Here is a 23,158-nt window from a genome sequence, read left to right on the forward strand (position 1 = left end):
GTGGTCGGGTGAGCGGAACATCAGCGCCCCTCCTCGCGGGCACACGACGACAGCTCACTCTGCACGGACCGCTCAGGCGACGGTGCGCGTCATGATCGGGCCGAAGGGAACTCCGGCTCCCGCTTCTCGCGGAGCGCGGCAGCACCCTCGACGACGTCGGGCCCCATGAAGCAGAGCATCTCGTACGCCGCGGACTGGTCGAAGATCGGCCCCGCCATCTTGAGCCAGTTGCTCATCGCCCGCTTCGTCCACCGGATCGCGGGTTGGGAGCCGGTGGCCAGTGTCTCGGCGATCCGCATCGACTCGTCGAAGACTTGGTCGCGGGGCAACGCTTTGCTGACCATGCCGATCCGTTCGGCTTCCGCTCCGTCGAGCATCTCGCCCGTGAGCAGGTAGTAGCGCGCCTTGGCCATGCCGCAGAGCAGCGGCCACAGGATCGCCGCGTGGTCCCCGGCGGCGACGCCCAGTTTCACGTGCCCGTCGCCGAGTTTGGCGTCCTCGGCGCACACCGAGATGTCGGCGAGCAGCGCGACCACGGTCCCCGCCCCGACCGCGACGCCGTTGATCGCCGAGACGATCGGCTTCTCGCAGTTGATCATGTTGTAGACCATGTCGCTCATCTCGGAAAGCATGTGCGAGACACGGTCGTGGTCCCCGGCCATCCGCTGAACCATGCCGAGATCGCCCCCGGCGGAGAACGCCTTGCCCGCGCCGGTCACCACTGCCACCCGAGTCTCCGGGTCGGCGGAGACGTCGGAGAACACCCGGGCAAGCTCGGTGTGCATCTGCTCGTCGGTGGCGTTGTACTTCTCCGGCTGATCGAGCGTGATCAGCAGGACGCCGTTGTCCCGGCGCTCGAACGTCAACTGCTTGTAGTCGGCGAAATCCACGAGTGGTCCTTTCTGTGCTGTGGTGGTGGTGCGACGCGGGTGATCGGCTACTCGTTCACGGTGACCTCGTTCGGGCGCCCGGCAGCGGTGAACAGGTCGTCGGCGTATTCGGTCCTCGCCTGTTCGCGGGCCTTGTAGTGCACCTTCTTGCCGGTGGCGGTCACGGGTAGGGAGTCGACGAACCGGTAGGCGCGGGGGCGCTTGTACCCGGCCAGCATCGGATGGTCGCGACAGTGCCGGTCGCAGTCAGCCACCGTCAGCGTCTCGTCGGACGGCACGACGTAGGCGACCACGAGCCGGCCCCACCGCTCGTGCGGGACGCCGACGACCATCGAGTCCGCGACGGCCGGATGCTCGTTGAGTACTTCCTCGACCTGCACCGGATGGACGTTCTCCCCACCCGAGACGATCATGTCGTCCTTGCGGCCGACGATCGTCACGTACTCTGCGGCGTCCCAGGTGGCCAAGTCACCGATGTAGAGCCAGCCGTTGTGGAACTTCTGCGCCTCCTGCTCCGGCGCGTTGACGTACGCGTATCCGCACTTGGGCGAGCGCACGATCACCTCGCCGACCTCCGCGTCGTCCTTGGCCACGGTCTCGTGCGGTTCGGCGGGACGGTCGTCGAGTACCTTGACCACGGCGACGTCGTCGTCGGTGCAGGCACGCCCGGCGCTTCCGGCGTGCTGCGGCAGGTCCGCCGGCCGGAGGAAACTGTTCCAGAACGCCTCGGTCGTGCCGTAACCGTTGAAGATCCGCGGACACAGCACTTCCTGATACCGCAGGGCCGCCTCGCGTTCCAGTGGCGCCCCCATGGTGACGATCCCGCGCAGACTGGAAAGGTCTCGCGGTTTCTCGGCCTGCACGGAGGTGAGCATCGCCAGGTTCGTCGGCGCCCCGACGAGATAGGTGATGCCGGAGCGTTCCACTTCGTCCAGGAACGCCACCGGGTCGAACGCGCGCATCGGCACCACCTCGGAACCCAGGTAGAACGCCGCGTTCGGCCCGCCGGCGTACAAACCTCCACGATGGAACCACGGGGTCATGTTCAGTGTCCGATCCTCCGGTTCCATCGGAAAATGCATGATCACATCGTGCGCGGTGAAGATCTCGATCATGCTGTTGAGCGGAACCGCCTTGGGCATACCGGTGGTGCCGGAGGTGTAGAGCCGCGTCGTCTTGTCGTAGATCGTGCGGCCCGTGTCCGTCGGCGGGGTGCCACCGCGACTGAGCAACTCGTCGAAGGAAACCGTGCCAGGGCCCCGCTCGTCCCCGACTGCGACTACGAGGTCGGGCCGGTGCTCCGCGCGCTCCAGCGCGGCCGAGACCTCCTCCGACAACGCCGTGTCGTGGACGAAGACCCGTGGACGGCTGTCGTCGAGGATGTAGGCCGTCTCGCCGGGCGAGAGCCGGAAGTTGATCGGGGAGCCGACCGCACCCGCGGCTTGCGTCGCCAGATACAACTGCGCGAACTCTGGACTGTTGTAGAGCTGATAGACGACGAGGTCGCCGGGACGCACCCCTGCGGCGACCAGGCCTGCGGCGAGTTCGTCGACCCGAGTCCCGAGTTCGGCGTAGGTGAACCGTGTCCCGGTGTGCGGACACCGCATCGCCACGCGGTCGCCGTAACGGTGCACGTTGCGGCGGAATCCGCCGAGGTAGCTGAAATGATGCTCGATGAAGTTCCGGTAAGCGGTGGGATCGTAGGCGGGCATTGTTGCCTCCTCGTTGAGGTTCCGACGCACGGTGCGGTCGCAGTCCCCGCGTTCGGCGTCAGCTCATGGTGAGTCCACCACTGACGCTCACCGTCTGTCCGGTGAGATAGCCGGCTTCGTCGGAAGCGAAGAAGGCGACGGTGTTGGCGAGATCCCGGGGCTCGGCGAGTCGACGGAACGGGATGGCCTTGGTCAGCGACTCCCGCAGCTTCGGGTTGTCACCGCCGATCGATGCGAACAGCTCGGTGTCGGTCGGCCCGGGGCACACACAGTTCACGTTGATCCGGTTGCGCGCCATCTCGCGGGCGAGGGTCTTCGTGAACGACACGATGCCGCCCTTGGCGGCGGAGTACACCGCTTCACCGGACGAGCCGACCCGTGCCGCATCCGATCCGAGATTGACGATCGAACCCGACTGTCGCTCGACCATCAACGGCAACGCGGCCTTCGTGGTGTGCAGGGTGCCGTAGAGGTTGATCGCGATGATGCGGTCCCAGTCGGATTCGCTGCTGTCGATGAAGGGTTCGGCCTTGTCCCATCCCGCGTTGTTGACGAGCACGTCCAACCGCCCGAAGCGGGTGCGCACCTCGTCGATCATCGCCTCGACCGATTCCTTCGACGCCACGTCGGCATGCAGTCCGACGGCACCACCGCAGAGTTCCTTCGCCGTCGCCGCGGCCGATTCCCCGTCGACGTCCGAGACCACGACCGTGGATCCCTCACTCGCCAGCTTCTCGGCGATCGCCTTGCCGATCCCGCGCCCGGCACCGGTCACCACGGCGATCTTGTCGTTCAGTCGTCCCATCGTCGTCGCCCCTCCTGACGTCGCGCTCACGGAGCCCACTCCCGTCCGAGCCGGTCCCGAGCGATGATCAACTTCATGATCTGCGCGGTGCCGTCGCCGATCTGGAGACCGAGCACATCGCGCAGACGTTGCTCCAACGGCAGCTCGGTGCGGTAGCCGTACTGGCCGTGCAAGAGCAGACACGTCTGGACGGCCTCGAAGGCGTCTTTCGGCGCCATCCACTTGCACATCGCCGCCTCGGCGGTGTGCGGCAGTTCGTGGTCCTTCAGCGACAGCGTCCGCCAGCAGAGCATTCGGGCGGCTGCCAGGCGTGTCTCCGCCTCCGCCAACGGAAACGACACTCCTTGGAACGTGCTCAGTGGACGGTCGAACGCCTCCCGCTCACTGACGTAGCGCCAGGTCTCGTCCACGCTGGTCTGTGCGGCCCCGACACATTGCAGCCCGATCAGCGCGCGGCTGAAGTCGAACCCGCGCATCACCTCGGAGAATCCCGCGCCCTCCACGCCGATGAGGTGGTCTCCAGGTACGCGGGCGCCGTCGAAGTGCACCGCTCCCCTGCCGACGGCCCGGGTCCCCATATCGGTGTACGACTCCCGTCGTATCCCGGAAACGTCGAGCGGCACCAGGAAGGCGCTGATGCCCTTACCTCGCACCTGCTCCTGCGAAGTGCGGGCGAACACCACCACAGCGGACGCGTCGTTGGCGAACGACAGCGATTTCGTGCCGGTGAGCACGTAGGAGTCGCCGTCTCGGTGGGCTCTGAGTTCGGGCATTCCCGCGTCGGACCCGGCCTGCGGTTCGGTCAGTCCGATGCCGACGACGTGCTCACCCCGACAGATCCCCGGCACCCAGCGGGCAGCCACGTCCGGGTTCGCCTCACTCGCCAGGATCTGACCGACCAGCGACCCCACGACCTGCAGGTAGGCCACCGAGAAGTCCCCGCGGGCGATCTCCTCGACCAGCAGTCCGGACGTGAGTCGGTCGAGGCCGCGTCCGCCGAGCTTCGCGGGCAGCTCCGGAGCGATGAACCCGAGCGTGCCCATCTCCCGCCACACCTGCCGCTCGACGGCGCCGCGTTGCTCGCGCTCCTGGTAGCGAGGCGCGAGGCTCTCGGTCGCGTACTGACGAGCCTGCTCGCTCCACTGGACCTGGGCCTGCGACAACGTGACGTCCATCGACTACTCGCCGTCCTCGTGATTCGGCATGTCGGACACCCCTTCATGCGCGTGACCTGCACCGCAGCGCACTGAATATATGTTCATTCCAGATGAAGATTGACTCACACAGCGTGTCCTGTCAAGGATGAGGACACACACGAACGACCCCGGGAGGACCCTGTGCGCGCAATCCGCATCACCGAGCTCAACGGCCCCGACTCGGTGGACCTCGCCGAGGTCGAGGCGCCGACGCCGAACCCCGACGAGGTGATGATCGAGGTGCGAGCCGCCGGGGTGACCTTCCCGGACGTACTGATGACACGCGGCGAATACCAACTCAAGCCGGACCCGCCGTTCGTGCCGGGCTCAGAGGTCGCCGGTGTCGTCCGTAGCGCCCCCGAGTCGGCAGACGTCCAGGTGGGTCAGCGGGTCGCCGCGTTTACCGGCATCGGAGGCTTCGCGGACCTGGCCACGGCGCCGCCGACGAACGTCTTCGCACTGCCCGAGAACGTCTCGTTCACCGAAGCGGCGGGTCTTCCCATGAACTACCTGACGGTGCAGTTCGCACTCTCCCGCCGCGGCCGCCTGAACCCCGGCGAAACCGTCCTCGTGCACGGAGCCTCCGGCGGGGTCGGGACGGCCGCGGTGCAGATGGCCCGCGCGATGGGCGCTCGCGTGATCGCCGTCGTCTCCCAGGAATCCAAGGCCGAGTCCGCCCGCAGTGCCGGTGCCGAACACGTCGTTCTCGCCGACGGGTTCCGTGACGCCGTGGCAGAACTGGTCGGTCCACGCGGGACCGACATCGTCGTGGATCCGGTGGGCGGCGACCGGTTCACCGACTCCTTGCGGTGTCTGGGCCCGGAAGGCCGCCTGTTGGTGATCGGGTTCACCGGCGGGGAGATCCCCACGGTCAAGGTCAACCGCCTGCTGCTGAACAACCTCGACGTCGTCGGCGTCGGGTGGGGAGCGTTCTGGCGGTCGCGGCCGGACTATCTGCCCCACCAGTGGCAGGAGCTTCTCCCGCATCTCGAATCAGGCGCGTTACGGCCGCTGCTGGGCCCCACTTACTCGCTGACCGACGCGGGCCGGGCACTGCGTGAACTCGACGAGCGCCGTGCCACCGGCAAGGTCGTCCTGACGCTTTCCTGAAGGCTGCCCTCGCGGCGACGGACCACCTGTCCGGCGCACGTGCGTTCCTACCGCACGTTGCGCCGAAGGCGGACTCGGTACGAGTAGTGCTCAGGGTGGAAGTAGCTGACCGCGAGCTCGACGGGCTGTCCGGCGGCGGAGTGGTACACCCGGTCGATGCGCAACAAAGATCGCCCGGCTTCGCACCCGAGGAATTCCGCGATCTCGGAGGTGGCCGTTCCCACCGTGATGCTCTGCTCGGCTTCGGCGATGGGATCGGGCAACCGTTCGTCGAGCAATCCGATGATGGTGGCCCTGCTCCGAGCGCCCGTGGTCGTCAGGTCCGGCAGTGCGGCGACAAGCCGCCCGGCCGCCGGGGGCAGATACACCGTGGTCAGACAGAACGGCGTCTCTTCGTGCAGCCGCAGGAACGTGAGTTGGTGGACGCGGTCGGACTGCAGGCGCAGCCGCCCGGCGGCATCGAGGTCGACCCGGCGGTGCAACGGCACAACCAGCTCCATGCTCGTGTCGATCGAGAGCCCCATCAGGTCGTCGACGGAGCCGAACTGCCGCAGGTACTGCTCCTCGCGGGGAGCGGCGAACGTGCCGCGACCCGGTACGCGATACACCATGCCCTCGGCCACGAGGTCCTGAAAGGCACGACGCACCGTCTGCCTGCTGACCCGGTACGACTCCGCCAGCTCAGCCTCGGTGGGAAGCCGGACGCCGTCCGGGAAATCGTGCCGCAGGATGGCGGTGCGCAACTCCCGCGCGAGTTTGACGTAAGCCGTCTCCCTGACACTTCCGTCCTCGACTTGTTGTGCCATGCCATCACCGATTCCGAAGTTCTCCGAATGTAGCGGGTCCCTCCCGCACGGTCAGGACTCCAACCCACCGCGCGCGACGAGTTGCGCGGCGATGACGTTGCGCTGGATCTCGTTGGTTCCCTCACCGACGATCATCAGCGGAGCGTCCCGGAAGTAGCGTTCGACGTCGAACTCGGTGGAATAGCCATATCCACCGTGGACACGCACGGCGTTGAGCGCGATCTCCATCGCCGTCTCGGACGCGAACAGCTTCGCCATTCCGGCTTCCATGTCCACACGACGACCACCGTCGGCCTCCCGCGCCGCGTGCAGCGTCAACTGCCTCGCGGCGGTCAACTTGGTCGCCATGTCGGCGAGGTAGTTGCCGACCGACTGATGCTTCCAGATCGGTTTGCCGAAGCTTTCCCGTTCCTGGGCATAGCGCAGGGCGTCATCCAGAGCGGCTTTGCCGACACCGAGCGCTCGCGCGGCGACCTGGATTCGCCCGGTCTCCAGCCCCTTCATCATCTGTCCGAAGCCTGCGCCTTCGTCCTCGCCGAGCACGGATCCGGCTGGAGTGCGGTATTCCTCGAAGGACAGTTCGCAGCTCTCCACGCCCTTGTATCCGAGTTTGGACAGATCACGGGACACTGTCAGTCCCGGACCGTGCTCGGCGAGCAGGATGGACATGCCCTGATGCGCCGGTCGTGCGTCCGGGTCGGTCTTGCACATCAGCGCGATGAGCTGGGAGCGGCGCGAGTTGGTGATCCACGTCTTCGCACCGTTGACGACGAACTCGTCCCCGTCGCGCCGGGCCGTGGTCGTCATCGCCTGCAGATCCGATCCCCCGCCCGGCTCGGTCAAGGCCATCGTCGCCCGAACCGCGCCGTCGGCCATCCGGGGCAGGTAGTTTCGTTTCTGCTCCTCGGTACCGAACAGCACGAGCAGCTTGGCGACGACCGTGTGGCCGCCCATCGCTCCCGCCAGACTCATCCACCCGCGGGCGAGTTCCTCGGTGATCAGCACATAGCACGACGTCGACACCGGCGTGCCGCCGTACTCCTCGGGAACCGCCAACCCGAAGATCCCCAGCTGTTTCATGCGCTCGATCAGCGCTTCGGGATAGGTATCGGTGTGCTCCAGCTGTTGCGCGACAGGCCGGACCTCCTTGTCGACGAAATCGCCCACGGTCTCGACGATCAGTCGCTCGTCGTCGTCAAGATGGTCCACAGTGCTCATACGTCACTCCTGTCGTGGCTGTCACGGATCAGCGCGGACTCGGACGTCAGGGTCGAGCGACCTCCGCACGTGCGCACCGAAGGCAAGGTCGCGTCCGCCAGCAACTCCGGGACGTCGGCTCCGCACGCCGCACGCGGCCAAGGCAACCGCGGCTCCGCACGCCGCACGCGGCCAAGGCAACCGCGGCGGTGTCGACGCGCACTCCCGGCGCGAGCGCCAGAACCTCCTCGTCGGCTTGAGCGTGTGCGCCCACTCGGCAAGGGCAAGTGCGCTGGCGGCCATGGTTCCTTCCGGTGCGCGAGCGACGCCCGACCGCGAGAGACCGTCGAACCTGTTGTGTTATTTGTACGGCCAAATAGGGACAGGGTCAACACGATCTCCGGCATCAGACTCACCCGCCCACATGCCCTGGAAATAGTAGCAATAGCGCCACTAGTGACACTTCTCGGGCTTGAGGCCGCGGGCCGACGGCGTGAGCGTTGACACGCCACGCCCTGCGTCGCATACTTTCCGCCATGATTTGTACGGCCTAATGCGGCTCGGCGGCTCACGAACACCGATGTAGCGGCCACGGTTCTCGCATGGTCGATACAGGTCCGTCGCGGCCGGTCAGGCCGCAAACACCCGAGTAAGAGGAGTTTTTCGTGTCCGGTCTCGATTCCCACCTCGAAGGGTGGGAGCCAGCGCCGCTCACCACGACCGACGCGCTGCCTGCGGAACAGGCACACGCACTGGCGGTGGTCCTAGACATCGAGGCCCCGCCGGCAGCGGGCACGGCACTGCCTCCGCTCTGGCATTGGGTGTATTTCCAAGAATGGCCGCGACACGAACAACTGGGACCGGACGGGCACCCCGCGAGCGGGCACTTTCTGCCCCCGATCCCGGACCGCCGGCGGATGTTCGCGGGTGGACGGCTCACCGTGACCGAACCGCTCCGCATCGCTGAGCCGACCCTGCGCCGGTCGTCACTGTCCGACGTGACGGTCAAGCACGGGCGATCCGGCGAGGTTGCCTTCGTCACCCTGCGCAGTGAGTTCTGGCAAGACGACCAGCTGAGGATGGTCGAGGAACAGGACTACGCCTACCGCTCCGGCGAAGGGCCCGCCAAGACTCGACGCCCGAGCCGGCCGGAGACGCTTCCGCACTCGACCGCGGCGTGGCAGGACTCGTTCACCGGTGATCCCGTTCGCCTGTTCCGCTTCAGCGCTCTCACCGCCAACGCGCACCGCATCCACTACGACAGCCCGTACACGCGCGAGGTCGAGTCGTACCCTGACCTCGTCGTGCACGGACCGCTGCTCGCCCTGCTCATGACCGAGCTCGCGCGCGCGGGTTCCGGAAAATCGGTATCCACGGTGGATTACCGACTTCATCGCCCGGTTTTCGCAGGGGACCCCGTCCTGCTCACCGGCGAACCAAGTGACGAAGGCGCCGACCTGGCCGTGCTCACCGCACCGGAGAACACGATGGCGACGGCGACGGTGGGGTTCGCATGACACTCGGCGACACCCTCGGACATGCGCGAACCCTCCTGTTCGTCCCGGCGGATCGACCCGAACGGTTCGCCAAGGCCACGGCCAGCGCCGCGGACGGCATCATCCTCGACCTCGAAGACGCGGTCGGAGCCGAGCACAAGAGCACCGCACGGCAGCACGTCGCGGAGTATCTTCGAGCCGGAAACTCCGCCGTCGTCCGGATCAACGCGCCCGGAACACCCTGGCACGACGACGACGTGGCCATGATTCGACGGCACACCTGCGGCGTGATGACGCCCAAAGCCGAGGATCCGGAAATTCTCGCGGAGTTGCATCGCGCGTCCCCGCACCATCCGTTAATACCGCTTCTGGAGACAGCGACCGGCTTGCTCGACGCACGCGAGCTCTGCCGAGTCGATGGCGTCGTCCGCCCAGCCTTCGGCAACGTCGATCTCGCCGCCGAACTCGGCGTCGACCCCGCCGACCAGCAGGCGTTGCGGCACGCGCGGTCGAGTCTGGTCCTGGCAGCAAAATCGGTCGAGGTCGCCGCTCCGCTCGACGGAGTGACGACCGCTGTACGCGACGACACCGCTCTCGCCCGGGATGCCGAACATGCCGCGAGCCTGGGATTCACTGGCAAGCTGTGTATCCATCCTGGACAAGTCGCGCAAGCGACAACGGCGTTCACTCCCTCGCCAGACCTGGTGCGGTGGGCACGGAAGCTCCTCCGGGACTCGAACGACGGGGCGGCGACGCTGGTCGACGGCCAGATGGTCGACACGCCGGTGCTGGAGCGGGCTCGGGCCGTTCTGGCTCGTGCGGGAGCGTGACCCCGCCGCACGATCCGGAAAGCGAGCGTCACTGCCCTCCCCACACCGAACCGCAAGGAGTCCCATGGCAGCCCTCGACGATGTCACCGTCGTCTCGATCGAGCAGGCCGTGGCCGCTCCGTTCGCGACGCGGCAGCTCGCCGACCTCGGCGCCCGCGTCGTCAAGGTCGAACGCCCCGGTTCGGGAGACTTCGCGCGCGAGTACGACCGGACCGTCCACGGGCTCTCGAGCCACTTCGTCTGGCTCAACCGTGGCAAGGAGTCCCTGGCGCTGGACCTGAAGAACGCCGACGACGCGTCGCTGCTGCACCGCCTCGTCGACCGTGCGGACGTCTTCGTGCAGAATCTCGCGCCCGGCGCTGCCGAACGTTCGGGTTTCGGGGCCGACGATCTCCGCCGCCGCAACCCGGAGCTGATCACATGCCAGATCTCCGGGTACGGCCCCGAGGGACCGTACCGGGACAAGAAGGCCTACGACCTGCTCATCCAGTGCGAGGCCGGATTGCTCTCGATCACGGGAACCGAGGACGAGCCCGCCAAGGCCGGTGTTTCGATCGCCGACGTCTCCGCGGCCATGTACGCCTACTCCGGGATCCTCGCGGCGCTGCACGAGCGTCACCGGACCGGCGTGGGGAGCCACGTCGACGTCGCCATGCTCGACGCACTCGGTGAGTGGATGGGCTATCCGTACTACTACGCCCACTACGGCGGCGAACCACCGAAGCGCTCCGGAGCCAGCCACGCCTCCATCGCGCCCTACGGCCCGTTTCGCACCGGGGACGGCGCGGACGTGTTCCTCGCGGTGCAGAACGATCGCGAATGGCAGACGCTGTGCACCAAGATCCTCGGCGCACCGGCGCTGGGCACCGACCCGGAGTTCGCCACGAACAGCGATCGTGTGCGTAACCGGGACCGGGTGACGGCGGCCATCGAGTCGGCGTTCGCGTCGCTGACGGCCGACTCGGCCATGCGGCTGTTGGACGAGGTCGGAATCGCGAACGCCCGGCTGCGCACCATGGCCGAGTTCGCCGAGCACCCGCAGCTCGCCGCGCGCGGGCGCTGGCGTGAGGTCGGCACGCCCGCCGGTCCGGTCCAGGCGCTGTTGCCGCCCGTCACGCCGAGCGGAGCCGAGCCCGTCATGGGCTCCGTCCCGGCCGTCGGCGAGCACAACGCGACGATCCTCGCGGAGCTCGACGCGCAGGCGTGAGTCTTTTTGGTGCCTATGACCACCAAAAAGACTCACGCCTGCGAGAGGGGTGGGTGCGGGGGCGGAGGGGCCCGTCCTCGACCCGACAGGGTGAAACTCTCCGTCTGTCGGATCACGTCGCGATGCGCTGCACACGTTCCGTCGGATACAAGGAGTCCACCGACCGCAGACGACCCGAGGACCGCATGCCCACCGAACCGCTCAGCCCACTCGATCTCGCGTTCTTGTCCCTGGAGAGCGAGACGACTCCGATGCACATGGCGGCGGTCGCCGTTTTCGCACCCCGGGACGTCGACGATCAGGACCTCGCCGGCTTGCTGGCCGAACGCGCCGAGCAGATACCTCAGCTCCGCACACGCGCCCGAGCCGCCACCTGGACTCCCACACAGGCGCACTGGGAGGACGATCCGCACTTCTGCGCGGACAACCACATCCACCGCCACCACCTCCCCGCTCCCGGTGGTCGAGCCGAGTTCGCCGACATCGTCGGGCACCTCGGCGCGGAGCCGCTCGACCTCGCTGCCCCGGCGTGGGAGTTGCACCTGATCACAGGCCTCGAGGGTGGCAGGTTCGCCCTCCTCGTCAAGCTGCATCACGCGCTCGCCGACGGCGCGACCGGCGTCCGGATCGGGCTGGGCCTGCTCGACCCACTCCCCCGCAGGCAGCGTCGATCCGCCGACGAAGCCGCCACGGCGGACGAGTCGTTCCTGCGACAGCTGTTCACCAGCCCCGGACTGATCCCCCGGAGCGTGCTGCACGCCGCTCAGACGACCGTCTCCGCCGTCGGAGAGACGGCAGGCATCGTCGGCAGCGTGCTCGGCAACGCACGCTTCCGCTCGGCCACTCCCCTGGCAGCGACCGACACACCTTCGCGGCGGGTGGCCATGCTGGGGTTGCCGATGCGCGAGGTCCGCGCCATTCGCGCGCGACACGGAGGAACCTGCAACGAGATCGTCATCGCCGTGATCACCGGCGCGTTCCGTCACTGGCTGGGCAGCCGCGGTCATTCGCTCGACGCACTCGACCTCACCGCACTGATCCCGGTCGACCACCGCGCCCGGAGCCAGACAACGGACTCGTCCAATCAACTCTCCGGGTATCTGTGCGAGCTCCCCGTCGGCGAAGACGACCCGCTGCGCCGCCTCCACGCGATCAGGACGTCGATGGCCGAGAACAAGGCCGCGGGCCCCCAGTGTGGCGCGGGAGCGTTCCCTCTCGTCGCGAACCGGACACATCCCCTGCTACACCGTGTCATCACACCGGTCGCGGGTCAGTTCGCCTCGCTGCTGTTCGACACGATGATCACCCACGTTCCCGTTCCCAAGGTGCCGCTCGCGCTCGCGGGTACGGATCTGCTGGAGTTGTACCCCCTCGCACCGATCCCGTCGGGGCACGCGCTGTCGATCGGCGTCATCCAGTACCGCGACACCATCCACATCGGCTTGAACTGCAACCGCACCGCGGTGCCCGACATCGAGAAGCTGACCGACGCCGTGCCCGCCGCGTTCGACGAACTCCACGACGCGGCGACCGATGCCGCGCTCGCGGCACTGCGGTGATCTCAGACTCCTCCGGAGCGAGGAATGCTTCCCGGTGAGTTCAACACGCGGGACGGCGGGCCTGTGCGGTGTGTAACAGTCCGATCACTGCAGAAGGGCTTGGCGCACACCTTCGCCCGACAACAACCGCGCGGCTTGTCTGCCACGCTGCACTCCGGCCGGTCGATCACTCTCAGTGATAACCCCTTCCGAAATGCCACACTAGGGGGTCTCGACGAGCGATTCAGCCCGCACCAGGACTCATGCTTTCATCTGCCCGTCGTCGTCCCGAGCACAAGCCTCTCGCCACACTTCGACGGCGCCACGTCGTGCGGTTACCCTCGGTACATGAGTTCCTCGAACGAAGGGGCTGGGGCACGGCAAGCGCCGCGACCTGCGAAAGGCCGGTAGAGGCGAACCGGACGATGCCGCCTTCCGCATCGCGCTCCCGTGCGTGTTCACGCGCGGCGAACACGCAGGCGTCCGACGCGCGAGCCGGAATGAGCGCGGGGGTCTGGTCGTTGAGAGGAGAGTCCACGACAGTGTGGAGTGCAGTAGACAGGGAGCGTGAATGTTCGAGAGGTTCACCGACCGCGCGAGGCGGGTGGTCGTCCTGGCCCAGGAAGAGGCCCGGTCGCTCAACCACAACTACATCGGCACCGAGCACATCCTCCTGGGTCTGATCCACGAGGGTGAAGGTGTCGCCGCCAAGGCGCTCGAGTCGCTGGGCAGCGAGCTGCAGAACGTCCGTCAGCAGGTCGAGGAGATCATCGGCCAGGGCCAGCAGGAGCCCAGCGGTCACATCCCCTTCACGCCGCGGGCGAAGAAGGTGCTGGAGCTCTCGCTGCGGGAGGCACTGCAGCTCGGCCACAACTACATCGGCACCGAGCACATCCTGCTCGGCCTGATCCGCGAGGGCGAGGGCGTCGCCGCCCAGGTGCTCGTCAAGCTCGGCGCGGACCTCAACAGCGTGCGCCAGCAGGTGTTGCAGCTGATCTCCGGCTCCGGTGCCACCGGTGAGCAGGCGGAGACGGCAGGCTCCAAGGGCGAGCCGAGTTCCTCGACGACCCTGGACCAGTTCGGCACCAACCTCACGCGCAGCGCGCGGGACGGTGAGCTGGACCCGATGATCGGCCGCGACCAGGAGATCGACCGCATCATGCAAGTCCTCTCCCGCCGGACGAAGAACAACCCCGTGCTGCTCGGCGAGCCCGGCGTCGGCAAGACCGCCGTCGTCGAGGGCCTGGCGCAGAAGGTCGTCAAGGGCGAGGTGCCCGAGACGCTGCGGGAGAAGCAGGTCTACACACTCGACCTGGGCTCGCTGGTGGCGGGCTCGCGCTACCGCGGCGACTTCGAAGAGCGCATGAAGAAGGTGCTCAAGGAGATCAAGTCCCGCGGCGACATCATCCTGTTCATCGACGAGATCCACACGCTCGTCGGAGCAGGCGCGACCGAGGGCGCCATCGACGCGGGAAGCATCCTCAAGCCGATGCTGGCGCGCGGTGAGCTGCAGACCATCGGCGCGACCACGATGGACGAGTACCGCAAGCACATCGAGAAGGACGCGGCGCTGGAGCGCCGTTTCCAGCCGATCGACGTCAGCGAGCCCTCGCTGGAGCACTCCATCGAGATCCTCAAGGGCCTGCGCGATCGCTACGAGGCGCACCACCGGGTGTCGTTCACCGATTCCGCACTGGTCTCCGCGTCGACGCTGGCCGACCGCTACATCAACGACCGGTACCTGCCGGACAAGGCGATCGACCTCATCGACGAGGCTGGCGCCCGGATGCGCATCCGCCGTGCGATGGCGGAGTCCGACCTCGACGCGGTCGCGGAGATCGACGACGAGCAGATCGCCGAGGTGCTGGCCCACTGGACCGGCATTCCGGTGTTCAGGCTCACCGAGGAGGAGACGACGCGGCTGCTCCGCATGGAGGACGAGCTGCACAAGCGGATCATCGGCCAGGACGACGCGGTCAAGGCCGTCTCGCAGGCGATCCGCCGTACGCGTGCGGGTCTGAAGGACCCGAGCCGCCCGTCGGGGTCGTTCATCTTCGCCGGCCCGTCGGGTGTCGGTAAGACCGAGCTGTCGAAGGCGCTGGCGGAGTTCCTCTTCGGCGACGACGACGCACTGATTCAGATCGACATGGGCGAGTTCCACGACCGCTACACGGCCTCGCGGCTGTTCGGTGCCCCTCCGGGCTACGTGGGCTACGAGGAGGGCGGTCAGCTCACCGAGAAGGTGCGCCGCAAGCCGTTCTCGGTGGTGCTCTTCGACGAGATCGAGAAGGCCCACCAGGAGATCTACAACACCCTGTTGCAGGTGCTCGAGGACGGGCGGCTCACCGACGGTCAGGGCCGCACGGTCGACTTCAAGAACACCGTGCTGATCTTCACCTCGAACCTCGGTACCGGCGACATCTCCAAGGCCGTGGGTCTCGGGTTCTCCGCGGGCTCGAGCACGGAGTCGAACTACGAGCGGATGAAGTCCAAGGTCAACGAGGAAATGAAGAAGCATTTCCGGCCGGAGTTCCTCAATCGCATCGACGACGTGATCGTGTTCCACCAGCTGACCCAGGACGAGATCATCTCGATGGTCGACCTGCTGATCGGCAGGGTGGAGACAGCACTCAAGGGCAAGGACATGTCCCTGGAGCTGACCGACAAGGCCAAGCGGCTGCTGGCCAAGCGGGGCTTCGACCCGGTGCTGGGCGCCCGCCCGCTGCGGCGCACGATCCAGCGCGAGATCGAGGACCGGCTCTCCGAGAAGATCCTCTTCGGCGAGGTCGAGGCCGGTCAGATCGTCATCGCCGACGTGGAGGGCTGGGACGACGAGTCCGGCTCGGACGATTCCGCCCAGTTCGTCTTCCGCGGCGAAAGCAAGCCCGCACCCGTCCCGGACGCCCCGCTGAACATGGCGGACACCACCGACTGACGGGCGCACACCGACAGGTTCCTCCGCCGCCTGCGGGTGGCGGAGGAACCTGTGCGTGTCGGTCGTCTGCTCGGCGAGGAAGTGGTCGCATCGCCGTCCGTCTTGTGGGACGACTCTCCGCGCGAAGACGGATTCTTCGCGGGCGAGAAGTGGAATTCGTGATTCGCACGGGTAGACCTGGGGTATGGCACGCATCGGAAGTACCGAACTCGACGTTTCCCGGCTTTGCCTCGGCGGCAACGTCTTCGGCTGGACCGCCGACGAGGCAACGTCCTTCGCACTGCTCGACGCCTACGCGGACGCGGGCGGCAACATGATCGACTCCGCGGACGTGTACATGGCGGGCGCGGAGGGCAACTCCGGCGGCGAGTCCGAGGAAGTACTCGGGCGCTGGATGGCGTCTCGCGGCAACCGCGATCAGATGGTCATCGCCACGAAGGTCGGGCAGCTGCCCGGACGCGAGGGCTTGTCCCCGGAGACTGTCGCCGCGGCCGCGGAGGATTCGCTGCGGCGGCTGCAGACGGACTACATCGACCTGTACTACGCGCACGTCGACGACTCGTCCGTGCCGCAGCAGGACTCTCTCGCCGCGTTCGACGCCCTGGTCCGGGCGGGAAAAGTGCGCCACGTCGCGGCGTCCAACTTCGCCACCGACCGGCTCACCTCCGCCCTCAAGATCTCTCACGAGCACGATCTCGCCCGTTTCGTCGCCGTTCAGCCGCACTACAACCTCGTGGAGCGGGAGTACGAACGGGACCAGGCACCCACGGTCGAGCACCACAACCTCAGCTGCTTTCCGTACTTCGGGCTCGCCAAGGGCTTCCTCACCGGCAAGTACCGCCCGGACGCCGCGCACGTCGACACAGGTGCGGAACAAGGTGCGATGGGCTGGGCGCGCGCCAAGGGCGCCAGGTCCTACCTCGCCGAGGATCGTGGCCCGCGAGTGCTCAAGGTGCTCGACGAACTCGCAGCGGCCCACAGCGTTTCGGTGTCGGCCGTGGCGCTGGCTTGGCTCGCAGACCAACCGAGTGTGACCGCGCCGATCGCGAGTGCTCGTACTCTCGATCAACTCGGGGAGATCCTTCCGGCCGCCGAGGTGACCCTCTCTCAGGACGAGCTCGAGGCACTCGACTCGGCATCACGGTAGAGCCAGACTCGCACGTCACGGTCGAGCGGATGCGCGTCTCGCACAGGCGAGGCAGCCGTGGCTCGCTCACTCGGCCGTGATGTGCGAGTGTGCTGTTCGATCCTCATCAGACTCTCGGGCGGTTCCGGCATGAAGCTCTCGCAGCGGCTACCAGCGTCGTGCACCGACTTTCTGGACCGGCTCGCCGATACCAGCGTGGTCGTCGGCTACACCGAGCTCGGAGCACGCCTTCGACGTGCCGGGTGGTCCCAGGACGATCCCGAACCGGGGGCATTGCGCAACGCGATCGCCGTCGTCACCGGCGGAAGTTCCGGCCTCGGCGAGGCGACGGCCGTCGGTCTCGCACGGCTCGGGGCGACGGTGGTCCTGTTGGTCCGTGACCTGAGCCGGGGCGAGCAAGCGCGCGAACGCATTCGGTCCGAGGCCCCGAACGCGGACATCGTTCTCGAGCGGTGCGACGTCTCCGATCTCGCCGACGTCCGTCGGTGTTCCGGCGAACTGCGGTCCCGCTACACCGAGCTCCACGTTCTCGTGCACAACGCGGGCGTGCTGCCTGCACACCGCACCGAATCCGTCGACGGCCACGAGATCACCCTGGCCACGCACGTGCTCGGCCCGCTGCTGCTCACCGAGGAACTCCGACCGTGCCTGCGGAACGCGTCCAGCGCGTGCGTCGTCTGGGTCTCCTCCGGGGGCATGTACACCCAGTCGCTGCCGGAGGATCCCGAGTACCGCGAGGGTCAGTACCGGGGCGCGACCGCGTACGCCCGCACAAAACGTCTTCAAGTCGCGTTCACGCCGCTGCTGGCGCGGCGCTACCGCACCGACGGCATCCGTGTGCATGCGATGCATCCCGGCTGGGTCGACACGCCGGGCGTGGCCGAGTCACTCCCCGGTTTCCGCCGCGTCACCGAACCACTGCTGCGCGACCCGCACACCGGTGCCGACACCGTCGTCTGGCTGGCGGGGACGACACCCTCACCCGAGGGCGGCAGGTTCTGGCACGACCGACGTCCACGACCGATGCATTACCTGCCGTGGCAGTCGGACGATCCCGAATCGCTGCGACGTCTGTGGAAGTACTGCGCGCGTGAGTCCGGCGTTCAGCCGAGCTGATCCTCTCGAGGTCACGAAACCTGCCACTGTTCCCGCAGCCGCCACAGGGACACGTGGCGTGTCCGGCCTTCGGCACTGCGCCGTCGGTATTCGCGAACGGCTCCCGCGCGACTGAGTTCGTCCAGCGCGTGCCACGTGTTGGCGCGGGAGAGCCCGACCTCGTCGGCGACCTCGGACAGACTCAGCCCGTCGGGGTGTCGCGCGAGCACGCGCCGAACGGCCCGTTGCCACGAGTGATCCACCGCGACCACCTCGCCCAGTTGCATCGCTTTCGCATCGATTCTACCCTCGTCACCGTCTCCTTCGTGGTGAAGGGAGTCGAGATGGCGAACAAGAGCAGGGCTCCGACACTGCACCGGCTGCCACGCCCGGTCACCGAACGCTGGGACTGGCAACTGCGTGCGGCGTGCCGGGATGCCGACACGAGCGTGTTCTTCCCACCGGCCCGAGGCTCGGCGCGCGAGCTGAGCGAGGCACGAGGAAAGGCTCTGTGCATGCAGTGTCCGGTGCGTCTCACGTGTTTGCAGTACGCGCTCGACGTCGAGGAGTCGTTCGGCATCTGGGGCGGTCTCACCGCCGCGGAGCGCCGCGAGCTTCACGGTCGTCGCGCGAATCCCCCGCCCGGTGCGGAAGAGTCCCACCCCGTCACCGAGTCCGGAGAGCGCCGTCCATGACTTCATCGCACGCATCGTCCAACGAATCCGGTCGCGCGACACCGTCCGACGCCACGACTCGGGCCGACCAGCCCGATCCGGCCACCACCACACGCGTGCCGGTGTCGGTCAGCGCGGCCACGTCGATCTTGCGGGCGCACCGCGCCGTGTGCGCCCAGAGCACCAAGTTGCGCGGCCGCAGGCGGCGCACGGCCTGGAGAAGAGCCTCGTGGGGCATCCGAGCCCCGAGGAACCGGGCGGGACATCCCCGCTCGGAAAGCGCCGCGTGCAGAGCTTCCAGCGGCAACGTGTGTTGTTCCTCCGCGACGCACGCGAGCAACGCGGGCAGCCGACGGGACTGTGCCGGGACCGGCACGCCGTGCAAGGCGCGCAGAATGCCGACCGTCGCGGCGTGTTCACTGGCGACCACGTCGTCGCCCAGGTCGAAGTGGTCGCCGAAGGTTCGCAGCAGCGGCGTGAGAATCTCGTCCCAGGTGCGCACCACTCCCCGCTCACCGAGATGTCGCGCGACGGTGTCGTGAATCCGGGCGACGTCGAGGCTCTGCGCGGCGCGCGCCAGTCCGCGCACGGCGGAATCGGCACGCCCGACCGCGAGTGCGCCCGAACCACCGCCGTCCCGTGCAGGAACGTCCGTCGTCGTCCCGCCTTGAGCCAGCTCCGCTGCCACCGCAGGCGGCACCCCTTCGGTCCTCAGCGCGATCATGCGGTCCAGGCGCGCGAGATCCTCGGTCGTGTAGCGACGATGTCTGCCCTCGTCGTGCGAGCCGGGCCCGAGGCCGTACCGCCGGTCCCAACTCCGCAGTGTCGGAACAGCGATGCCGAGTCGCTGTGCGACGGCGCCGATCGTCAACGCGACATCGGCTTCCGACTCGCCCATCAGGCGTCACCTCTTCCGTCAGTGGAACGGCGCCGTCCGCTCCGGCCGGGGCCGGGCCGAGTTGAGCCGTTCCTGCACTGGTCCTATGGTGCAGTTCGAGTCGGCTCCGTACCAACGCGGGAGGGTCGCATGTCGAACGTCGCGGCCTCGGGCTCTGCTGAGCGGCTTCGCCCCGTGCGCGTCGACGACGCGTTCCGCGAGCAGGTGCATCGGGCGATCGTCACGTTTCTCGCCGAACGGGAAGGGGAACTGCGGGCCGCAGCGCCGGACGCGGCCGAACTGATCGAACTCGCAGTCGATTTCGTCCAGGGCGGCAAGAAGCTGCGTTCGACGTTCGCCTACCTCGGCTGGCTCACCCGGCGGCCCGATTCGCTCCCGGCGCTGCGCGCGGCCGCGAGCCTGGAACTGCTCCACGCGTTCGCGCTGATGCAGGACGACGTGATGGACCGGTCGACGACCCGCCGCGGCAGACCGTGTCTGCACGAGACCGTGCAACACCGCCACCACGGCATCGACCAGCGGTTCGGCGAGTCCGCCGCGACGGTCCTCGGGGATCTCTGCCTGATCTGGTCCGAGCAGATGTTGCGGACCAGCGGACTCGACGAGGCCGCACTCCGCCGAGCCAACGACTGTTACGACGCCATGCGCCAAGAACTCGCGGTCGGCCAATACCTCGACCTGCTGTACACCCACCGCGAAAACGCAACCCGAACCGACGCTCTACGGACCGCCCTGCTCAAATCCGCTCGCTACACGGTCACCCGCCCACTGCAACTCGGAGCGCGACTGGCAGGTGGCGACGACCAGCTGCACCGCGACCTCGCAGCGTACGGCGACGCGATCGGACAGGCGATCCAGATCCGCGACGACATCCTCGGCGTGACCGGAGACCCCGTGGTGATGGGGAAGCCGACCGGGGACGATCTGCGGGCGGGCAAGAGGACGACCGTGGTCGCGACCGCCCTGGAGCTCGCCGATCCTGTCCAGGAGCGCACTCTCCGAACCATGCTCGGCGACCGCGCGGCCGCGCAGCACTCCGCCGCGCTGGTCGACGCCCTGCTGGAGACCGGCGCGATCGAGCATCTGGAGCAGGTGATCAGCGAGCAGCTCACCCGAGCCGAAGCATCCTTGCAGGCTGCGGACATCACGCCGGAGGTGGCCACCGAACTCCGCCGCATGGCCCGTCGCTGCGCCGATCGTGTGAGTTGATCCTGCGCCGCGACCACCTCGACCGATACCGAGTCACTCGACGGGAACCGGTGGTGACGGAAGATGGAGTTGCAAGGGAAAAACGTGCTCGTGGCGGGCGCCACGGGTGTCCTGGGCAGCAGGGTCAGCCGTGCGCTTCGGGACGAAGGTGCGCGCGTCGCGCTCGCCGGCCGCAACCGGCACGACCTCGACGCCCTGAGCGGCGAGTTCCCGGACTCGCCCACCATCGAGTTCGAAGCCATCGACACCGACTCGTGCACCCGTTGTGTCGAGACGGCTGTACGGGAACTGGGCGAGCGGCTCGACGTGCTGGTCGTGACTCTCGGCGTCGCCGCGTTCGGCCCCGCGCGCGAGACCGACTCGGCGGTGGTGGAGCACCTGCTCGCGGTCAACACGCTGGCCCCGATCGCGCTCACCACCGCCGCATTACCGCACGTGCGACGCGCCGAGGGCACTGTCGCCGTGCTCTCGGCGATCCTGGCCGACCACCCCACGCCGGACATGGCCGCCTCTTCGTCCAGCAAAGCCGCCGTCAGCGCGTGGTTGACGGCGCTTCGACGCGAAGAACGATCCTCCGGGGTCTCGGTGTTCGACATTCGTCCGCCACATATGGACACCGGGCTCGCCGACCGCGCCATCGCGGGCACGGCGTCCCGCCTCCCCACGCCGACCGACATCGACCTCGTCGTAGGGCAGATCCTGTCCGGGCTGCGTGACGGCGCGCGTGAGTTGAGTTTCGACGTCCGTGCCGGGGAATTCAGCCTGCGTTGAGGTGCCACGACCGTCGAGGATTCCGTGCTCGTCGGTTCGTCGCTGACAGGCGCTGTCGGTTCGATAGCAGGTACCATCGATGCACGATCAGGGCAACTGGTTGATGCCGAAGGGACTGGTCCGGGATGGCGGACGGCACGTCGCTGTGTCTGGTGACCGGCGCCAGCGGCTACATCGGTGGCCGTCTGGTGCCGCGGTTGCTCGCCGACGGTCACCGGGTGCGTTGCCTGGTGCGTTCGCCGGAGAAGCTGCGCGACCTCCCGTGGCGTGACGAGGTCGAGGTCGTGCGCGGCGACCTGACCGACGAGGACGCCGTGCGGAACGCCTGCGAAGGCGTCGACGTGCTGTTCTACCTCGTGCACTCGTTGACGGAATCCGGATTCGCGGCGCTCGACCGCCAGGCTGCTCTCGTCACCGCCCAGGCCGCCCGGGAGTCCGGGATACGTCGGATCGTCTACCTCGGCGGGCTGCATCCCTACTCGAGCGAGCTCTCCGAGCACCTCGGTTCGCGCGCGGAGGTCGGCGAGGTCCTGTTGCGCAGCGGGGTTCCCACTGTCGTGTTGCAGGCGGCCGTCATCATCGGATCCGGCTCGGCCAGCTTCGAGATGCTGCGCTACCTGACCGAGCGACTCCCGGTGATGATCACCCCGACCTGGGTGCGCAACCGCGTCCAACCGATCGCCGTGCGCGACGTGCTGCACTATCTCGCCGCTGCCGTGCACCTGCCTCGGCACGTCCACCGCACCTTCGACATCGGTGGCCCGGACGTGCTCACCTACGCCGAGATGATGCAGCGCTTCGCCGCCCTGGTCGGCCTGCCTCGGCGTCGGATGCTGCCGGTAGCGGTCCTGAGCCCGGCGCTGAGTTCGCACTGGATCAACATCGTCACGCCCGTACCCAAGTCCATCGGAGCTCCGTTGATCGCCTCGCTGGTACATGAAGCGGTGTGTACCGAGCGGGACATCGACCACTACGTCACTCCGCCGGCGGGCGGAGTGACCGGATACGAGCAGGCGGTCCGGCTCGCGTTGCGCAAAATCGCCCACGCCGAGGTGGAGACCCGGTGGTCGGATGCTTCCCCCAGGCACGCTCCCTCGGACCCGTTGCCGTCCGATCCTGTGTGGTCCGGCGGTAGCGCTTACGTCGACGAACGCTCCCGGGACACGGAGTTGCCCGCCGCGAGGGTGTGGCAGATCATCGAGAGTATCGGCGGCCGCAACGGTTGGTACTCGTTCCCACTCGCCTGGGCGGCTCGCGGCTGGATGGACCGCCTCGCCGGTGGGGTGGGACTGCGCCGTGGCCGACGAGACGCCCACCGGTTGCGCACCGGTGACGCACTCGACTGGTGGCGCGTCGAACACCTCCACGAGGGCCGGCTGTTACGACTGCGGGCCGAGATGAAGGTGCCGGGACAGGCGTGGCTGGAACTGTCCGTGACTCCGCTGCGGTGGCACGGCTCGCGCTATCACCAGCGCGCGGTGTTCGTCCCGCGCGGACTGGCCGGGCACGCCTACTGGTGGGCCGTCGCACCGTTCCACGGTCTCGTCTTCGGCGGCATGGCTCGCAACCTCGTCGCCACCGCAGGCCGTGTGTCCACCGATGACGAAGTACACGAGTGACGGGCTGCCCGAACGAGACCGAG

General features: G+C 67.8%; 20 protein-coding genes. 12 read left to right on the forward strand and 8 right to left on the reverse strand.

Going from position 1 to position 23,158, the window contains the following annotated elements; genetic code table 11:
- Window positions 1–89 precede the first annotated feature (89 nt).
- Genes GIY23_RS13690 through GIY23_RS13705 form a run of 4 tightly spaced genes read right to left on the reverse strand, consistent with a single transcriptional unit; the run spans window position 90 to window position 4,582 of the window.
- Entirely contained in the window at window positions 90–890 is an 801-nt protein-coding gene (locus tag GIY23_RS13690) for an enoyl-CoA hydratase/isomerase family protein (protein WP_154077017.1), read from the reverse strand.
- 47 nt (window positions 891–937) lie between these two features.
- Entirely contained in the window at window positions 938–2,602 is a 1,665-nt protein-coding gene (locus GIY23_RS13695; RefSeq protein ID WP_154077018.1) for a class I adenylate-forming enzyme family protein, read from the reverse strand.
- Window positions 2,603–2,660: 58 nt separating this feature from the next.
- Window positions 2,661–3,407, reverse strand: a complete 747-nt coding sequence (locus GIY23_RS13700) for an SDR family NAD(P)-dependent oxidoreductase (protein ID WP_154077019.1) — start codon at window positions 3,405–3,407, stop codon at window positions 2,661–2,663.
- 26 nt (window positions 3,408–3,433) lie between these two features.
- Window positions 3,434–4,582: an acyl-CoA dehydrogenase family protein gene (locus GIY23_RS13705; RefSeq protein ID WP_154077020.1), complete on the reverse strand. Its 1,149-nt coding sequence runs from the start codon at window positions 4,580–4,582 to the stop codon at window positions 3,434–3,436.
- 162 nt (window positions 4,583–4,744) lie between these two features.
- On the opposite strand from GIY23_RS13705, the gene GIY23_RS13710 reads away from it, so the two are divergent.
- Entirely contained in the window at window positions 4,745–5,713 is a 969-nt protein-coding gene (locus tag GIY23_RS13710) for an NADPH:quinone oxidoreductase family protein (RefSeq protein ID WP_154077021.1), read from the forward strand.
- A 47-nt stretch (window positions 5,714–5,760) separates the two neighbouring features.
- Here the strand turns inward: GIY23_RS13710 and GIY23_RS13715 are convergent, their stop codons facing one another.
- Complete coding sequence (locus tag GIY23_RS13715; RefSeq protein WP_154077022.1) at window positions 5,761–6,519, reverse strand: GntR family transcriptional regulator; 759 nt, start codon at window positions 6,517–6,519, stop codon at window positions 5,761–5,763.
- A gap of 51 nt (window positions 6,520–6,570) precedes the next feature.
- The gene (locus GIY23_RS13720; protein WP_154077023.1) at window positions 6,571–7,737 is read right to left on the reverse strand and encodes an acyl-CoA dehydrogenase family protein; all 1,167 of its coding nucleotides are present in this window, start codon (window positions 7,735–7,737) and stop codon (window positions 6,571–6,573) included.
- Window positions 7,738–8,381: 644 nt separating this feature from the next.
- Here GIY23_RS13720 and GIY23_RS13725 point away from each other — a divergent pair.
- The 7 genes from GIY23_RS13725 (at window position 8,382) to GIY23_RS13755 (ending at window position 17,985) form a co-directional block, all read left to right on the forward strand.
- Complete coding sequence (locus tag GIY23_RS13725; protein WP_154077024.1) at window positions 8,382–9,233, forward strand: hypothetical protein; 852 nt, start codon at window positions 8,382–8,384, stop codon at window positions 9,231–9,233.
- Complete coding sequence (locus tag GIY23_RS13730) at window positions 9,230–10,042, forward strand: HpcH/HpaI aldolase/citrate lyase family protein (RefSeq protein ID WP_154077025.1); 813 nt, start codon at window positions 9,230–9,232, stop codon at window positions 10,040–10,042. Before GIY23_RS13725 ends, GIY23_RS13730 begins: the two co-directional genes overlap by 4 nt.
- A 64-nt stretch (window positions 10,043–10,106) precedes the next feature.
- Window positions 10,107–11,249, forward strand: a complete 1,143-nt coding sequence (locus tag GIY23_RS13735) for a CaiB/BaiF CoA transferase family protein (RefSeq protein ID WP_154077026.1) — start codon at window positions 10,107–10,109, stop codon at window positions 11,247–11,249.
- Between the two features lie 122 nt (window positions 11,250–11,371).
- Window positions 11,372–12,808, forward strand: coding sequence for a wax ester/triacylglycerol synthase family O-acyltransferase (locus GIY23_RS13740; RefSeq protein ID WP_228717282.1), 1,437 nt, complete (start codon window positions 11,372–11,374; stop codon window positions 12,806–12,808).
- A 550-nt stretch (window positions 12,809–13,358) separates the two neighbouring features.
- The gene (locus GIY23_RS13745) at window positions 13,359–15,722 is read left to right on the forward strand and encodes an ATP-dependent Clp protease ATP-binding subunit (RefSeq protein ID WP_154077027.1); all 2,364 of its coding nucleotides are present in this window, start codon (window positions 13,359–13,361) and stop codon (window positions 15,720–15,722) included.
- Between the two features lie 184 nt (window positions 15,723–15,906).
- Window positions 15,907–16,869: an aldo/keto reductase gene (locus GIY23_RS13750; protein WP_154077028.1), complete on the forward strand. Its 963-nt coding sequence runs from the start codon at window positions 15,907–15,909 to the stop codon at window positions 16,867–16,869.
- A gap of 129 nt (window positions 16,870–16,998) precedes the next feature.
- On the forward strand, window positions 16,999–17,985 hold the full coding sequence (locus tag GIY23_RS13755; RefSeq protein WP_154077029.1) for an SDR family NAD(P)-dependent oxidoreductase: 987 nt from the start codon (window positions 16,999–17,001) through the stop codon (window positions 17,983–17,985).
- Between the two features lie 11 nt (window positions 17,986–17,996).
- Here the strand turns inward: GIY23_RS13755 and GIY23_RS13760 are convergent, their stop codons facing one another.
- Window positions 17,997–18,251: a helix-turn-helix domain-containing protein gene (locus GIY23_RS13760; RefSeq protein ID WP_154077030.1), complete on the reverse strand. Its 255-nt coding sequence runs from the start codon at window positions 18,249–18,251 to the stop codon at window positions 17,997–17,999.
- Window positions 18,252–18,290: 39 nt separating this feature from the next.
- Here GIY23_RS13760 and GIY23_RS13765 point away from each other — a divergent pair, with 39 nt between their 5' ends.
- Window positions 18,291–18,659, forward strand: coding sequence for a WhiB family transcriptional regulator (locus GIY23_RS13765; protein WP_407646765.1), 369 nt, complete (start codon window positions 18,291–18,293; stop codon window positions 18,657–18,659).
- On the opposite strand, the gene GIY23_RS13770 is transcribed toward GIY23_RS13765, so the two are convergent.
- On the reverse strand, window positions 18,631–19,536 hold the full coding sequence (locus tag GIY23_RS13770; RefSeq protein ID WP_154077031.1) for a MerR family transcriptional regulator: 906 nt from the start codon (window positions 19,534–19,536) through the stop codon (window positions 18,631–18,633). The genes GIY23_RS13765 and GIY23_RS13770 overlap by 29 nt on opposite strands.
- Window positions 19,537–19,665: 129 nt before the next feature.
- On the opposite strand from GIY23_RS13770, the gene GIY23_RS13775 reads away from it, so the two are divergent.
- From GIY23_RS13775 to GIY23_RS13785, 3 genes are all read left to right on the forward strand, one after another.
- Entirely contained in the window at window positions 19,666–20,745 is a 1,080-nt protein-coding gene (locus tag GIY23_RS13775) for a polyprenyl synthetase family protein (protein ID WP_187351879.1), read from the forward strand.
- Between the two features lie 63 nt (window positions 20,746–20,808).
- On the forward strand, window positions 20,809–21,516 hold the full coding sequence (locus tag GIY23_RS13780) for an SDR family NAD(P)-dependent oxidoreductase (protein WP_154077033.1): 708 nt from the start codon (window positions 20,809–20,811) through the stop codon (window positions 21,514–21,516).
- Between the two features lie 125 nt (window positions 21,517–21,641).
- Window positions 21,642–23,135 (forward strand): SDR family oxidoreductase, encoded by a 1,494-nt coding sequence (locus GIY23_RS13785; RefSeq protein ID WP_154077034.1) that lies wholly within the window; start codon window positions 21,642–21,644, stop codon window positions 23,133–23,135.
- The last annotated feature ends 23 nt before the right edge of the window (window positions 23,136–23,158 follow it).

Source organism: Allosaccharopolyspora coralli, from assembly GCF_009664835.1.
Classification (GTDB): domain Bacteria; phylum Actinomycetota; class Actinomycetes; order Mycobacteriales; family Pseudonocardiaceae; genus Allosaccharopolyspora; species Allosaccharopolyspora coralli.